Genomic DNA, 13,558 nt, shown 5'->3' on the forward strand with positions numbered 1-13,558 from the left:
GCGGGCACTTTACGGCGCAGGGTCGTCGGCGTCTGCCTCGTCGTCGGTTGGCTTGGTTGCGCTGCGGTCGGCACGCGGTGGCGGCTCAGCGACCGCTTTGGGCTTCTTGCTCCGACCCGCTTTCTTCACCGCGTCTTGCAAGAGATATTCAATTTGCGCATTGGTGCTGCGCAGCTTATCATCCGCCCACTTCGCGAGGGCGTCGTAGAGCTCCTCGGGGATGCGAATGAGAACGGGTTTGCGCGCCATGGCCAAGGACCCGGGTCTTAGCTATTTAGCGTGCCGGTGTTGATGATGGGTTGCGTCGAGCGTTCGCCGCACAGCACGACCAAGAGGTTAGAGACCATGGCCGCCTTGCGCTCGCTATCGAGCTCCACGACGCCGCGATGGGCCAGCATATTGAGCGCCATCTCGACCATGCCAACCGCGCCCTCGACGATGCGCTGCCTCGCCGCGATGATCGCGCCCGCTTGTTGCCGCTGCAACATGGCCTGCGCGATTTCTGGGGCGTAGGCCAAGTGGGTGATGCGCGCCTCGACCAGCTCAAGGCCCGCCAGCGCGACGCGTTTGGTCATGTCTTTCGCCAGATCGGCCGCGACAATTTCGGTGTGGCCGCGCAACGACACCTGATTGTCGTCGTGCGCGTCGTAGGGATGCTTGGTCGAGACATCGCGCAGCGCCGCCTCGGCCTGCGACGCCATGAAGCGCTCAAAGTGGTCGACCTCGAACACCGCGCGCGCGGTGTCGCGGACGCGCCATACCGCCAGCGTGCGAATCTCGATGGGGTTGCCTTCGACGTCATTGACCTTGATGGTCGGGGTCTCGAGCGTGCGCACGCGTACGGAGATCTTGTGGAGCGAATAAAACGGGTTGCGCCAGCGCAGGCCCGCGGTGCGCGCGGTGCCAACGTAGCGGCCAAACAGCTGCATGATCGCGGCGGCGTTGGGCTCGAGCATGTAGATGCCAGCGAACATGGTGAGCGCGGTGAGCGCGGCCACGATGACCACCGCAATGCTGGCCAAGGGGGCGGCGCTGGTGGTCGCGCTGACGAAGGCCGCAAACGCGATCGCGCCGGCAAGCAAGCCGACGCCAATCGCGCCAATGCCCGAATAACCATCTGACGTCGTTTCGTTAACTTGTTGTGACATGATGTCTAAGTGATATCATTTAGATTACAGCATGCAAGTTCAACTCGCCGGTGATCGCATAACTATATAATTTTATATAATAAATTATTCGCATCATCTTCTCAAATCCCGCACGAGGGCCTTCGCCAAGGCCGCGGCAAGCCCCTCTTTGACCGCGCTCAGCGTCGCTGGAGGGGCCACGAGCCCTCGCGCTGTCTGCTCGGCCGACATGCTCGTCATCACGGCAGCGTCAAAACCACACGGATTGATACGGGAAAAATATGTCAAATCGGTGACCACGTTGAGCGCCAAGCCATGGAAACAAACCCAACGCCGACACGCGATGCCCAAGGAGCACAGCTTGCGACGGGCACCATGTACATCGCTGGTCCACACGCCGGTCTTGCCAGCTTCGCGATCGCCGGTGAGGCCAAAGGCGGCCATGGTTTCGATCACCGCCGCCTCTAGGTTACGCAGATATTTGTGGAGGTCGCGCTCGCCTTCGCGCAGCAACACGATGGGATACGCCACCAGCTGCCCCGGCCCGTGATACGTCACATCGCCACCGCGCTCGACCTCGATAACGGGCACGTCACCGGGCGCCAACACATTTGCATCTGACGCCTTGCTACGACCCTTGGTAATGACATGCGGGTGTTCGCATAGCAGCAAGACGTCTTCGCAGTCGCCGCGCTGACGTTTGCCCACCAACTCGAGCTGCCGTGCATGCGCCTGTTCATAGGCGACCAGGCCAAGCTCAAGCACTTGCAGCGGGGGTGGCGCTTTCATGGCAACTTGGCGCGACTGGCTTTTTCGACGTGACCGCTGGTGCCCGCGCGCCGCGCCAGCTCGCCCAGCACGTCGCCAAAGCTCACATGCTGCGACGCCAAGGCAACCAGCATATGAAAGAGCAGATCGGCGCTTTCGCGGGTCAGCGCCGCCGCATCGCCGCGATGCAGCTCGGCAACCAGCTCGGCCGCCTCTTCGACCACCTTGCCGCCTATCTTCGCCGCGCCGCCATCGAGCAAGCTCTTGGTATAGCTAGCGCCCGCATCTGCGGCACGCCGCGCGCTGATCGTGCGCTCGAGCTCGGCGAGCACGCTGGCTCCGGTTGCTAGTTCGCCACCGCTGGCGGCATCAAAAAAACATGTTTCGCTGCCGTTATGACAGGCGGGGCCCGCCGCCTCGACCAAGGCGAGCACCGCATCGCGATCGCAATCCAGGCGCAGGCTTAGCACGCGCAATTCGTTGCCCGAGGTCTCGCCCTTGCGCCACAGCGCCCCCCGCGAGCGCGACCAAAAATGCATGACGCCGGTGTCGCGCGTCAGCCGCCACGCCGCCTCGTTCATCCACGCCAGCATGAGGACGCGGCCGCTGCGCGCGTCTTGCGCAATCGCTGGTACAAGGCCATTTTCGCCAAATACGGGCATTTGGCTTATTTGGGCCGCTGCATCGTCGCCTGGCATGCCTGACATGGGCGAGAGGCTACTCTGGTTTTACCTGCCTGCAAACTGGCAACGGGCGCGACGCGACACTACCCGCCCTGTCGCACCGCGATGCCCTGTGCCGCCAAATACAACTTGGCCTCCGCAATGCTCGCCTCGCCAAAATGAAAAATCGAGGCCGCGAGCACCGCCTGCGCGCCGCCTTGCAGCAAGCCCGCCGCCAAGTCTGCGAGCGAGCCCACCCCGCCCGACGCGATGAGCGGCACATCGCTCGCGGCGCCCGCCGCTCGCAACAGCGCAAGATCATAACCCTGGCGCGTCCCGTCTCGATCCATGCTGGTAAGCAAGATCTCGCCTGCGCCGAGCGCCGCGACGCGCGCGCACCAGGCAATTGCATCGAGCCCGCGCGGCGTGCGGCCGCCGTGGCTGAAGACTTGCCACGTGATCGCGCCAGCATCAGCGTCCACGTCGCCCCCATGCACGTCGCGCTTGGCATCGATCGCCACCACGATCGCCTGGCTGCCAAAGCGATCGGCAAGCTCCGCAATCAGCTCCGGACGATCGATCGCCGCCGTATTTAGCGCGACCTTATCGGCGCCGGCAGCCAGCAACCGCTCGGCATCGGCAACACTGCGCACGCCGCCACCAACGGTGAGCGGAATGAACAAGCGATCGGCCGTGCGCGCCACTACGTCGACCAACGTCGAGCGGCCCTCGGGTGCGGCAGAGATATCGAGAAAGCACACCTCGTCGGCGCCTTGCGCGTCGTAAAAAGCGGCCTGTTCGACTGGGTCCCCGGCGTCGCGCAAGGCCTCAAACTGCACGCCCTTGACCACGCGGCCATCCTTGACGTCAAGGCAGGGAATGATGCGTTTAGCCAACAAGCGCCATCGCCTCCGCGAACGAAAACTGCTTTTCAAACAGCGCGCGTCCGATGACGCTGGCCTGCACCCCGTGCGCCGCCAGGGCCTGCAAGTGTTCCAACGCGCCGATGCCGCCCGAAGCGATCACCTCGATGCTCAGCTTCGTTTGCAACGCCGCGGTCGCCTCGACGTTGGGCCCCACGCCGGTGCCGTCGCGCGCGACATCGGTATAAAGCACCGCCGCCGCGCCGGCCGCCTCGGCGCGCTGCGCCAGCGCGAGCGCGGTGACGCCGCTGGCCTGCGTCCAACCGTGCGTCGCCACCATGCCGTCTTTGGCATCCACCGCCACGACCACGCGTCCCGGATGCGCCGCGCACACGTCTTCCAAAAAATTCTCGTCGAGCGCCGCGGTGCCGATGACCACGCGCGAACAACCTTGTGCCACATACGCCGCGGCTCGCGCCAAGCTGCGAATGCCGCCGCCCACCTGCGCCGCGACGCCTGCCTTGGCGATGAGGTCGGCGACGAGCGGCAATTGCACGTCGCTTTGATCAAACGCGCCGTTTAGATCAACCACATGAATCATCGCCGCGCCCGCGTCGCGGTACGCCTGCGCCACCGCCACCGGATCGTCGCCATACATGGTGACTTCGTCGCGCTTGCCTTCACGCAGCCGCACCACCTTGCCATCAAGCAGATCGATCGCCGGGTAGAGCTTCATGGTTGCCACCGCAAAAAATTGGTCAAGAACTTCAGCCCCGCGTCGTGGCTTTTTTCAGGATGAAATTGGACGCCCGCGATATTACCCCGCACCACCGCGGCGCAAAAACGTCCGTCGTAGTCGGTGGTCGCCAAGGTTGCGCGCGCCGCGTCGCTCTCGCCCGCATCGGCGTAATACGAGTGAACAAAATAGAAATGCTGCCCGTTGGCGAGCCCCATGCGCAACGGATGCGGCGTCGCCTCGTTGCCAGCGTGCCACGTTACTTGGTTCCACCCCATATGAGGTACCTTGCGCGGCGCGCCGCTTGCCCCGACCGTCGCGAACCGCCGCACCGCGCCTGCGACCACGCCAAGACCTTGGTGCTCACCTTGTTCTTCGCTGCGTTCAAAAAGCACCTGCATGCCGAGGCAAATCCCGAGATAAGGCTTGCCGCTCGCGAGATACGCGCGTAACGGCGCCTCATAGCCGCCGCGTTCCATGGCCGCGCGAAACGTGCCAAACGCGCCCTGCCCCGGCACCACGAGCGCCTCCGCGGTGGCAATCGCCGCCACGTCGCTTGTCAATATGATCTCATGCGCAGGGGCCGCCCTATCGTTTGCGGTTGCGGTCTCGCTCGCCGCTTGCAAGGCTCGCTGCACAGAGCGCACATTGCCCGAGCAAACGTCTAAGATCACCACGCGGCGCATTCAGCAGCGTCATGCTAACACGCCGCTGATGCGAATTGCGTTTCCATGCCCGCGCGCAAGACAACCTCTTATGAAGCAGCTCGCCTTACAACAACAATGGGTCCTCGTTACCGGCGCCTCGGCCGGGCTTGGCCGGGCCGTCGCCAGCGAGCTGGCAAGGCATCACCGGGCAAATTTGCTCCTCGTCGCACGCCGCGGCGACTTATTGCAGCAGTGCGCGGCCGAGCTGACGACGCAGTTTCAAGTCGGCGTCGAGGTCCTCGTCGCCGATTTAGCGAACGAGGCTGATGTCGCGCAGGTTGCGGCCCGCGCCAAGCAGCGAGGCGTCACCGCCGCGGTACTAAATGCCGGCATGACAAAAATGGGCGGGCACGAGGTCCTGCCATTTGCCGACTTCAAGCACATGCTTGCGCTCAACGTCACCGGCACGGTGCAGCTCGCGAGCGAGCTGGTGCCGCATTTTCGCGCGCAAGGCGGCGACGGGGCCCTGCTCCTCGTCAGCAGCATCGCGGGGCTCATCCCCCTGCCCTACCAAGCCGCGTACGCCGCCACCAAGGCGTTTCTCATCTCTTTTGGCGCGAGCCTTGGCGAGGAGCTCGCGGGCAGCAACGTGTCAGTCACGGTGTTTGCGCCGGGGGGCATTGATACCGATCTCGTCAAGGGCGCCGGCATGTCGGTGGGTGGCCCGTGGCTCGCGTCGGCTAAGCAAAGTGCCGCCGACTTAGTCGACGCGTTGGTAAAGCGCCGGGGCCTTGTCGTGCCGGGGTTGGTACAACGGCTTGGGGTTTGGAGCACGCGCTTGCTGCCGCAACAGACTGTGGTCGCCGGCGCCGGGTATGTCTTCCGCAGGCTATTGAAACTCGCGCCGTAACGCACCTGGCGTCACGTGCCAGCGCGCAAGATGCCAATCGGATCGGCCTCAAACAACTGGCTAACCTCTTGCCGACGTAGCAGCGCCGCGCCCTCCAAGCCCTGGGCGCTCCAATAGCTGGTCACGGCCGCATGATCGATCACCAGATCCGTAAATGTTTCATTGCACACCAACGCGCCATCTTCATACGTGCAGTCGGCGTCGCCGTTCGCGCCAACCAATTGGTAAACCCCGCTGGCGAGCCGCGGTCCCGTAAACTCAAGCGACAGTTCGCCCCCAATCAAGCCCTCGGGCAGATCGTATTCGAGCACAAATTGCGCCCCCACGGACTGCAGCTCTACTTTGGTGGTCGGGTAGATGTTGGCGCCGGCGAGCGCGGGATCGTCGGTCGGCACCTCGTACTCCCCGCTTTCAAATTCTAGCGCCAGGGGCGGTGCCGCGGCGCTTGGATCATCCGCGCACCCGCCGCCCAGTCCAGGGGCAGCGGCGATGATGCAAGCGGACGCCGCGCTGATCATTACAGAGCTAGTAGGCATTGGTTTCATGATGATTCCTGATTCGATGCAGGCTGCAGTTCGTATTGCGTCGCGCGCCCTGTGCCTCGGCGCCGCAAGGCCCCGCGCTCGACGAGCGCGCGCAGCACGCGCAGCGCCGTCGCCTCAGACACGCGCAGACCGCGCATAACGTCCGCTGATTGTACCGCACCCCGTGCCACTAGCGCCAGCACGGCCCGTGACCGCACGTCGAGTTCAGGCGGTGGCACGTCAGCCGTTGGCGGCACCGCGGCAACCACTGTTCCGCGCAGATCGACGACCTCTACCTCGGCGGCAAGCGCATAACCGGTCGTGGTCTTGGTCACCCACGCGGCGGCGTCGCCGAGCGAGGCTCGCAAGCGCGCGATGGCCGTAAACAGGGCATTGTCGTGCACCTGTGCGTGGTAGGTGTGCACGTTCCAAATCTCCGCCAAGAGACTGGCCTTGCTGCGCGGGCCGCTCTGCAACGCGATCAGCACCCGCACCGCGTTGGCCAGGGGCAAGGGATAGCCGCGCACGCCATCGCCTTGTTCTACCAGCAAGCGATCGTGGGCGAGATAGATGCGATGGCGGGGCGGCAATTGCAGCGCCGCAATGGCCAACCCAAACAGCCCCGCACCCGCAAAATACATGCAGCGCTCGGCCGCGGTCATGGCGCTGGTGTCGAGCAGTTGAGAAAATAGCCAGTCTTCTACTGGATAAGGCGGCACGCCGGCCATGGCGTCGAGCATCCACCGCAACCGCGCAATGCCGGTGACAGCGTGCAGCGTTTCCATCTCCACCCGTGAAGCGGCGATGGAGCTGAGGTCAAGCATGTACTGTGCGCACAAGACGTCGACCATCAGCGCGCGGTTCGCTGAGCGCTTAGCCAGCGCATAGGCCTCGGCCAGCAACGCCGCATGTCCGAGGGGCCGCGCCGCGAAAGCGGCGAACATAGGCGCTCGCCACCAGCCAGCGGACGCGCGCCCGCAAGTCATTGCTTGCGAGCGAAATACTGGCTGCCTTGGCGATTGCATGCTCCGCCCCGGTGGTTTCGCCGCGCAGGCTGCGGGCCATGGCCAGCGTGGTCCAGCCGTGGCGTTCGGCAAAATAGCTAACGTCGCCGGCGAGCAAGCGCGCCTCAAGCCGCGCGTCGAGTTCGATATCGTGAGGATCTGCGGTCACCATCACCACCAGTTGGCTGCAGCCGATGCTCGCGGCGTTGCGTGCCAACCCCAGCGCGCCTGCCAGTTCGCGCGCGGCATCCCATAGCCGTTGGCTGGCGCCTAGGCGTCCCATGGCGGCAAGCGCCGATGCGCGCAGATCGTGCGCCAACATTTGGCCGTAAATAAATTTGCTCGCGACCGCGGCTTCAAGCGCCAGCCGCGCCGCCTTGGCCGACCGCACCATGCGCCCGCGAAAGAAACTAACTAGGCCGTGCGCTTGCGCCGCATAAAACCGCTGCGTCGGCGTCCACGCCGGATTGGGCGCGCGATGAATCAAGGTGGCGGCGCGCTTGACGTCGCCGGCATGGCAATAGCCCGCAACCAAGTAGAAGCGCGCGGCCTCGCTAAAATCGGCATCGCCATCGCGACCATAGAGCCGAAATAGCGCGACCGCCTCATCCATGCGGCCGCTAAAGGCGTACGCGCCAAGCACCACCGCGGCCTCCGCAGGTGCCAACGAGTCGCGCCGATGCGAGGCCGCGATGACCTCGTCGTATTTGCCCGCAAAGAGGAGTTGCTGCACCGTTTTTGCCCGTTCTACCCGCTCTTGGTACACCACGGCCGCGCACCGCGCCAGCGCCATTCATCCCGTCACCTAGGCTGCAATCACCCGTAAGCGCGGTGACGGGATACGCGGGTTAGCTTGGGTTCGCACCCAAAGGATACCTATGAAAAAGAAATTCAATTTACTCGCAACCTGTCTCCTCGCCTCCGTCATCTCCCCCAGCTGTATTTCGATGCTCGATTCCAAATCTGATCGTCAGGCCATTGAGGCGTGCAGCAGCAATGCCGACTGCAGCGGTGGACTTGAGTGTGAGATCGAGCACGGCGTTGGCACGTGCCAGCCTCACGGTGGCCAGCCAGCTGATCCTACGAACCCGGCCCCGTCGAGCGGCGAGTGCCAAACCGACGCCGATTGCGGCGCCGGCCTCGAGTGCGAAGTCGAACACGGCACCAGCTTCTGCCAACCGCACGGCAGCGGCGACGATCAACCGGTCGATCCTAGCAACCCAACCCCACCCGCCGGCGAATGCCTAACCGACGCCGATTGTGGTGCCGGCCTCGAGTGCGAAATCGAACACGGCACCAGCTTCTGCCAACCGCACGGCGGCGACGATAACTAAATAGCGCTACGCTGTCGACGTGCCCCAAAGCTTGCGGCAAGTCCCTCGGCGGCGTCCTTGCTCGCTCGCGCTGTGGGTTGCACTTGCGACGGTCGTCCCGCCGCGTGCAGCAGGTGCTGACGTAACGCCGTCAACGTCCGCGCCAACCACGAGTGCGCAGCTCGCCACCTACTTGGACGACTTTGCGCATGACGCCCGCGTCCGCGCTGACGTCAAAGGATGGCATCGCACCACACGCAACAGCTGCGTCGCGTTTGTCGCTACCGCGCTGGGGCACCTCGGCGCGCCGCTGACGCCCACTACCGTCCACGAAGGCGCCTTCGCCAGCCGTCTCACCGTGCCATTTGCGAGTTGGCTGGCGGCGAACTACGAGAGCCAGCGCATCGAGGCCGCGCACCTGCAACGTGGAGATATCGTTTTTGCCGGGCCCCCCGAGGCACCTACCCACGTTTACGTGTTTATGGCGTGGACGAAGCGCAAACGCCTCCTAGCGCGCGTGATCGACAATCAAGGCCATCGCTACGTGCGCCACGTTGGCGGCCGCGGCGGGCGGTTTTCGCCGTTTGGCTTCGCGTTGCGGCTCGTGCGCCCCTATGCGGTCAGCGTGCCTTTGGTCGACGGCACCGCGCCGGCAATCCGCTGATCGACGGTCGTCGCCATATCGCACGCCTTGGCAAACGCCTTAAAGATGGCCTCGATGATGTGATGCGCGTTGCTGCCGTAATGCACCAGCACGTGCAGATTGCATTCGGCGCGCGTCGCAAACGCGGCAAAAAATTCCTTTGCGAGCTCGCAGTCAAAGGTGCCGATCCATTTGCCTTCTAGGCTGGCGGCGCTCCACACAAAGGCCGGCCGGCCTGAAAAGTCGATCGCGACGGTGACGAGCGTCTCGTCCATTGGAATCACCGCATGGCCATAGCGCGCGATGCCGCCGCGGTCGCCGAGCGCGCCTTTGAAGGCCTGTCCGAGCACGAGGCCAATATCCTCGGTGGTGTGATGGCCGTCGATTTCGGTGTCGCCCTGCGCCTGCAAGTCCAGCCCAAAGCGGCCGTGCTTGGCAAAGGCCTCGAGCATGTGGGAGAGAAAGGGCAGCGGGGTCGCGATCGCCTCGCCGGCGCCGCCCCCTTCGGCGGTCACGGCACCGCTGGCACCACCAGGGCCATCGAGATTGAGCGACAACGAAATATCGGTTTCGCGCGTGGTGCGCGTGACATCAAAGCGACGCATGCGCAAACGGTAGCACGTAAGGCCGCACGTACCTATTTTGCGGCGATCGCGCTGCGCGCAAACTGTTCCGCGTTGAGCGGCATTTCCATCGCCGTCAGCGCCTCCGAGTCAACCCAGCGAAACTCGCTGAACTCGTCATTGGGCGTCACCTCGGCATCCGCGGGCACATCTGCCACGAAGACAAAATTCATATGCAGGCCCTTGCTGCCCGCCATGTGCTCTTCATACCCGAGGAGCCCTGGCGGCACGCCAGCATGCGCCTCGGTCAGGCGCGGAAACGATCCCGCTAAGCCAGTCTCTTCGCCGAGCTCGCGCATCGCGGCCTCTAGCGGTGTCTCGCCCGACTCCAGCTCGCCACCTACCGGCAACCAGGTTTGCAGCCGACGGTGCATGATCATCAAGACCTGGCCGCCAACCCCACCGCGTCGCGCATAGATGGCGACAGAAAATGCACGCCGGCCCGCGATGCGCGCGGCCGCCATCATCACCGAACCATCCGCCATGCTCATTGAGGAACTTTTTTCCAATCGGCCATAAACTTGTCGAGCCCAAGGTCCGTGAGCGGATGCTTGGCCAGCTGCAGCAGCACCGACAATGGACACGTCGCGACGTGGGCACCCATCTTCGCCGCCTCGAGGACGTGGATCGGATGCCGCACGGAGGCCACCAACACCTCGGTCTCAAAGTTGTAGTTGTCATAGATCTGCAGGATGTCGGCGATGAGGCCCATGCCCTCGTGCGAAATGTCGTCGAGCCGGCCGACAAAGGGTGAGATGTACGTCGCGCCTGCCTTGGCGGCGAGCAACGCCTGCGTCGCCGAGAAGCACAGGGTGACGTTGGTCTTGATGCCGGCCTCGCTGCACTGACGCGTTGCCTTCAGTCCCTCCGCGGTAAGCGGAATCTTCACGACAATGTTTTTGCGCAAGGCCGCCAGGTCGCGCGCCTCGCTCATCATGGTCGTCGCGTCTAGCCCGACCACCTCCGCCGACACCGGACCCGGCACCAAATCACAGATTTCCATCACGACGTCGCGAAACTTGCGACCGGATTTGGCGATCAGGCTGGGATTGGTGGTGACGCCATCGACCAGGCCCATGGCGGTGGCTTCCTTGATTTCCTTGACGTCGGCGGTGTCGATAAAAAACTTCATGGCGCGGAGCCTACGCCCGGCCCAAAGCGGTGGCAACGGCATCGCCCGGATGTTACATTTACGCATGCGCCTGCCCTTGCTCGTCGTCGCCGCGCTTTGCAGCTGGGGCGTTTGGGCGGGCGATATTTCGCCAGCCATGGCGCAACACCGCGGCATTCAGATGCGACCTGGCGACTACCAGGCCGGACGCGAATTCCGCCGCGGCTTTTCGTCTCATCAACGGCATAGCGCGCTCGACTCGCCCATGGGGCGACACCAGCCGCGAGGCTATCGTGCGCTTAAACGCACCGCCCGCACCATCGGGCGCCCCCGCACCGCGCGGGGCGCGGCCGTACGCACCGAGCTGCAAAATAGGCTCGTTTTCGGCGAGGCCGGCGAACCCAACACGGCTCAAAGCGACATCCCGGTGTTTGCATTTGGCACGACGGGGCCGGCCAGCCGCACCTCGCGCAAGTTGACAACCTCCGCGGCGCCGCTAGCGAAACGGCCCGCAAGGCCGATCAAGCGCGTGCGCATGAAGCCCAGCCTCAACCACCAGATGATCGACGAGACGAACGCGCTGGTTCGAATTTTCGGGCGCACCGAGGAAGGCGGACCGGATGTGGCGGTCGTCGCCTTCGAATATAATAATCAAACCGGCGCGGCGAACGTGCGCATGACGCCGCCCGAGATTGCCGTCAATGGCGACGAGGTTCGGCGCCAGTTCTCAGACAACGGCAAGCTGGTCGACCAAGACGAGTACGTGCTCGATGCCGTGCCGGAGGTCGCCAAGTTCTACAATGGCCGCAAACGTACGCAAATCACGATCACGTACGGTGGCAGCAATGATGCGCCCGATCCGCGAGTTGAAGACGTAAAGGCGCTGGCGGGGGAGCTGCGCGCCAAGGACCCGCAGCTTTCAGTTGATGACGCCGCGAACCAGGCGTACACAACGCTCAATCCCGGCATCGTGCGGAGCTTCAAGAAGCATGGCTACGACACCGGCAAGTTGCGCGTCACCTTCATGCCCCAAGGCCCTGACGGCCATGCCGAATTGCGCGTCACCACCAGTGAAAAGCCGCGCGCCCACAACGCGGTCACGCTCATGATACAAACATTTTCGGTCGTGTTAACCGGGGAGTTTCGCAAGCCCGGCATCTTGAAGCGCGCGGGCAAGCCAAATGCGAAAAATCTCGTCATCGGCGTCGACGGCACGTCGGGCATCAACTCCAAATACACCAAGACCGCTAAAAAGCTTACCGAAACCGGTCGCCTCATCACGTTGACGGCGCAGGCCAAGGGCAAGCGCAAGAGCATCGATGTCGCCGGCATTCTCGTCGACGTGGCATCCATTGACATCGGCCCCCTCAACAACATCGTCGTCGATGACGTCAGCGGCCAACCTACGGCGCTCGTCGTCGACGGCATGCCGTACGAACAGGTCGCGTTGCGCGAGGGCTTGGCTGCGTACAAGGGCAAGACCAAGCCCATCATTCGCCAGGTGATCTCGAGGGCGCTTCCGGATTTAATCACCCAGCGCGCCGAGGAACTCTACCGGGGCCGTAAGGACTTGCAGCGCGATGACAACGGATACGGGCGCGCGTTGGCCCAAGCCGTGCTTGAAAACGTGCCCATCGCGAAGGATATCGCGACAATTGGTTACGACGTCACCAATCTCGAGGTGCGGCCGCGCGGCGACGGCTACATGTTGCTGCAATTTACGCCTTAGCCCCAGCGGCGGAGGCGATTCCACGCCCCAGCGCTTGCGTCTGCCTGGCGCCCGTTGGAAGTAGGTAGCGTGTCATCGATTGTTGTTGGATGTGCCGAGCTGCCGTTTGGAGCGACCGCGAGCCAGTATTTCGCGCGCATCCCATATTTAGAATCGGCCGCGCTCTTTCAGCGCGCACCCAAGCCCAAGGCATGGCAACGCATCTCCGACGACGCCGCGCTCGGAGCCGTTGGCCTGGTCGCGCCCGCGATTTTAACCCATCATCGCAGCAGCCCACTGGCGCAGGGATACGCGGTGCCGGCGGCGGCTCGAGGTGAGCTAGGACACCTCGCTGACCATGCCGCGGCACGCGAAATCATTGCCGAATTTGCCAAACGCGCCGCCGCCATCTCGGCACCCGTGGTGGTATTTGCCACCCCATCTGATTTTGCGCCCACCGCGAGCAATCGCGCCCGGATCGAGCACTTTTTCGCCGAGGTGGCAACCAAGGCGCTTTTTGGCAGCGCCTTGCGCGTGTGGCGCGCCGATGGCCTCTGGGAACCCAGCACCATGGTCGCCTTGGCAAATGGCGCCGGCATCGTGCCCTGCCTCGATCCGCTCGCCGTCGCGCCGGGCCAGCATGTCGAAGAGTTCGCGCAGCTGCCGCTTACGCACGCGTATTTCCGCGTCGTCGGCTTCGGGCTGCGTGGGCGCCTGCGGCCAGGCAATGTCGAGACCCTGGTCAGCGTCGCCGGGGCCTTTCCCGCAGCGCACCTCGTCTTTGCCACCGAAACCGCGTTTATAGATGCGCGCTCGGCGGTAGAGGCGATCAGCGACAACGGCTAACGCGCTGCGTGCGCCGTCCGCGATTTGCCTTCCCGCTCCAATTCTAGGGCGGCGCATTTGCGGTTTTAGATGG

18 protein-coding genes are annotated in these 13,558 nt (G+C 64.0%); 5 read left to right on the top strand and 13 right to left on the bottom strand.

What is annotated here, in order from left to right; genetic code table 11:
• Window positions 1-9: 9 nt before the first annotated feature.
• The 7 genes from IPL79_13910 to hisH all read right to left on the bottom strand — a co-directional run bounded on the left by IPL79_13910 (window position 10) and on the right by hisH (window position 4,842).
• Window positions 10-249, bottom strand: a complete 240-nt coding sequence (locus IPL79_13910) for an Arc family DNA-binding protein (protein ID MBK9072080.1) — start codon at window positions 247-249, stop codon at window positions 10-12.
• 17 nt (window positions 250-266) lie between these two features.
• Window positions 267-1,148 carry an SPFH domain-containing protein gene (locus IPL79_13915; GenBank protein ID MBK9072081.1) on the bottom strand — a complete coding sequence of 294 codons (882 nt, stop codon included), beginning with the start codon at window positions 1,146-1,148 and terminating at the stop codon, window positions 267-269.
• A 93-nt stretch (window positions 1,149-1,241) separates the two neighbouring features.
• Window positions 1,242-1,916 carry a lipoyl(octanoyl) transferase LipB gene (gene lipB, locus IPL79_13920; GenBank protein ID MBK9072082.1) on the bottom strand — a complete coding sequence of 225 codons (675 nt, stop codon included), beginning with the start codon at window positions 1,914-1,916 and terminating at the stop codon, window positions 1,242-1,244.
• Window positions 1,913-2,593 (bottom strand): bifunctional phosphoribosyl-AMP cyclohydrolase/phosphoribosyl-ATP diphosphatase HisIE, encoded by a 681-nt coding sequence (locus IPL79_13925; protein ID MBK9072083.1) that lies wholly within the window; start codon window positions 2,591-2,593, stop codon window positions 1,913-1,915. Before IPL79_13925 ends, lipB begins: the two co-directional genes overlap by 4 nt.
• Window positions 2,594-2,661: 68 nt before the next feature.
• A complete protein-coding gene (gene hisF, locus IPL79_13930; protein ID MBK9072084.1) occupies window positions 2,662-3,456 on the bottom strand; it encodes an imidazole glycerol phosphate synthase subunit HisF in 795 nt (264 codons plus the stop codon).
• A complete protein-coding gene (gene hisA, locus IPL79_13935; protein MBK9072085.1) occupies window positions 3,446-4,156 on the bottom strand; it encodes a 1-(5-phosphoribosyl)-5-[(5-phosphoribosylamino)methylideneamino]imidazole-4-carboxamide isomerase in 711 nt (236 codons plus the stop codon). The genes hisF and hisA overlap by 11 nt, the downstream gene beginning before the upstream one ends.
• Entirely contained in the window at window positions 4,153-4,842 is a 690-nt protein-coding gene (gene hisH / locus IPL79_13940) for an imidazole glycerol phosphate synthase subunit HisH (protein MBK9072086.1), read from the bottom strand. The genes hisA and hisH overlap by 4 nt, the downstream gene beginning before the upstream one ends.
• A 70-nt stretch (window positions 4,843-4,912) precedes the next feature.
• Between hisH and IPL79_13945 the strand changes: the two genes are divergently transcribed.
• Entirely contained in the window at window positions 4,913-5,713 is an 801-nt protein-coding gene (locus tag IPL79_13945; GenBank protein ID MBK9072087.1) for an SDR family NAD(P)-dependent oxidoreductase, read from the top strand.
• An 11-nt stretch (window positions 5,714-5,724) separates the two neighbouring features.
• Here IPL79_13945 and IPL79_13950 read toward each other — a convergent pair whose 3' ends face one another.
• From IPL79_13950 to IPL79_13960, 3 genes are read right to left on the bottom strand one after another with little or no spacing between them, the layout of a single operon-like run.
• A complete protein-coding gene (locus tag IPL79_13950; protein ID MBK9072088.1) occupies window positions 5,725-6,249 on the bottom strand; it encodes a hypothetical protein in 525 nt (174 codons plus the stop codon).
• Between the two features lie 5 nt (window positions 6,250-6,254).
• Entirely contained in the window at window positions 6,255-7,181 is a 927-nt protein-coding gene (locus IPL79_13955; GenBank protein ID MBK9072089.1) for a hypothetical protein, read from the bottom strand.
• A complete protein-coding gene (locus IPL79_13960) occupies window positions 7,111-7,974 on the bottom strand; it encodes a hypothetical protein (GenBank protein ID MBK9072090.1) in 864 nt (287 codons plus the stop codon). Before IPL79_13960 ends, IPL79_13955 begins: the two co-directional genes overlap by 71 nt.
• A 145-nt stretch (window positions 7,975-8,119) precedes the next feature.
• Here IPL79_13960 and IPL79_13965 point away from each other — a divergent pair, with 145 nt between their 5' ends.
• Window positions 8,120-8,575: a hypothetical protein gene (locus IPL79_13965; protein MBK9072091.1), complete on the top strand. Its 456-nt coding sequence runs from the start codon at window positions 8,120-8,122 to the stop codon at window positions 8,573-8,575.
• 19 nt (window positions 8,576-8,594) lie between these two features.
• Window positions 8,595-9,218, top strand: coding sequence for a hypothetical protein (locus IPL79_13970; protein MBK9072092.1), 624 nt, complete (start codon window positions 8,595-8,597; stop codon window positions 9,216-9,218).
• Here the strand turns inward: IPL79_13970 and hisB are convergent.
• From hisB to fsa, 3 genes are read right to left on the bottom strand one after another with little or no spacing between them, the layout of a single operon-like run.
• On the bottom strand, window positions 9,167-9,802 hold the full coding sequence (gene hisB, locus IPL79_13975; protein ID MBK9072093.1) for an imidazoleglycerol-phosphate dehydratase HisB: 636 nt from the start codon (window positions 9,800-9,802) through the stop codon (window positions 9,167-9,169). The two genes, IPL79_13970 and hisB, sit on opposite strands and share 52 nt — an antisense overlap.
• A gap of 32 nt (window positions 9,803-9,834) precedes the next feature.
• Window positions 9,835-10,287 (bottom strand): NUDIX domain-containing protein, encoded by a 453-nt coding sequence (locus IPL79_13980; GenBank protein ID MBK9072094.1) that lies wholly within the window; start codon window positions 10,285-10,287, stop codon window positions 9,835-9,837.
• Window positions 10,288-10,307: 20 nt separating this feature from the next.
• Window positions 10,308-10,952, bottom strand: a complete 645-nt coding sequence (gene fsa, locus IPL79_13985) for a fructose-6-phosphate aldolase (GenBank protein ID MBK9072095.1) — start codon at window positions 10,950-10,952, stop codon at window positions 10,308-10,310.
• Window positions 10,953-11,016: 64 nt separating this feature from the next.
• Between fsa and IPL79_13990 the strand changes: the two genes are divergently transcribed.
• Together IPL79_13990 and IPL79_13995 are read left to right on the top strand one after the other, a co-directional pair.
• A complete protein-coding gene (locus tag IPL79_13990) occupies window positions 11,017-12,660 on the top strand; it encodes a hypothetical protein (protein ID MBK9072096.1) in 1,644 nt (547 codons plus the stop codon).
• Window positions 12,661-12,729: 69 nt separating this feature from the next.
• Window positions 12,730-13,485, top strand: a complete 756-nt coding sequence (locus IPL79_13995) for a hypothetical protein (GenBank protein MBK9072097.1) — start codon at window positions 12,730-12,732, stop codon at window positions 13,483-13,485.
• The last annotated feature ends 73 nt before the right edge of the window (window positions 13,486-13,558 follow it).

The sequence above is a fragment of the Myxococcales bacterium genome (assembly GCA_016716835.1).
Classification (GTDB): domain Bacteria; phylum Myxococcota_A; class Polyangia; order Haliangiales; family Haliangiaceae; genus JADJUW01.

What these genes read in the sequence shown, in the direction of transcription:
- IPL79_13965 (MBK9072091.1), top strand. Translation starts at nt 8,120, where the DNA reads ATGAAAAAGAAATTCAATTTACTCGCAACCTGTCTCCTCGCCTCCGTC.
- lipB (MBK9072082.1), bottom strand. Translation starts at nt 1,916, where the DNA reads ATGAAAGCGCCACCCCCGCTGCAAGTGCTTGAGCTTGGCCTGGTCGCC.
- hisH (MBK9072086.1), bottom strand. Translation starts at nt 4,842, where the DNA reads ATGCGCCGCGTGGTGATCTTAGACGTTTGCTCGGGCAATGTGCGCTCT.
- IPL79_13955 (MBK9072089.1), bottom strand. Translation starts at nt 7,181, where the DNA reads ATGTTCGCCGCTTTCGCGGCGCGGCCCCTCGGACATGCGGCGTTGCTG.
- IPL79_13915 (MBK9072081.1), bottom strand. Translation starts at nt 1,148, where the DNA reads ATGTCACAACAAGTTAACGAAACGACGTCAGATGGTTATTCGGGCATT.
- IPL79_13990 (MBK9072096.1), top strand. Translation starts at nt 11,017, where the DNA reads ATGCGCCTGCCCTTGCTCGTCGTCGCCGCGCTTTGCAGCTGGGGCGTT.
- hisB (MBK9072093.1), bottom strand. Translation starts at nt 9,802, where the DNA reads ATGCGTCGCTTTGATGTCACGCGCACCACGCGCGAAACCGATATTTCG.
- IPL79_13925 (MBK9072083.1), bottom strand. Translation starts at nt 2,593, where the DNA reads ATGCCAGGCGACGATGCAGCGGCCCAAATAAGCCAAATGCCCGTATTT.
- fsa (MBK9072095.1), bottom strand. Translation starts at nt 10,952, where the DNA reads ATGAAGTTTTTTATCGACACCGCCGACGTCAAGGAAATCAAGGAAGCC.
- IPL79_13945 (MBK9072087.1), top strand. Translation starts at nt 4,913, where the DNA reads ATGAAGCAGCTCGCCTTACAACAACAATGGGTCCTCGTTACCGGCGCC.
- hisA (MBK9072085.1), bottom strand. Translation starts at nt 4,156, where the DNA reads ATGAAGCTCTACCCGGCGATCGATCTGCTTGATGGCAAGGTGGTGCGG.
- IPL79_13950 (MBK9072088.1), bottom strand. Translation starts at nt 6,249, where the DNA reads ATGCCTACTAGCTCTGTAATGATCAGCGCGGCGTCCGCTTGCATCATC.
- IPL79_13910 (MBK9072080.1), bottom strand. Translation starts at nt 249, where the DNA reads ATGGCGCGCAAACCCGTTCTCATTCGCATCCCCGAGGAGCTCTACGAC.
- IPL79_13980 (MBK9072094.1), bottom strand. Translation starts at nt 10,287, where the DNA reads ATGATGGCGGCCGCGCGCATCGCGGGCCGGCGTGCATTTTCTGTCGCC.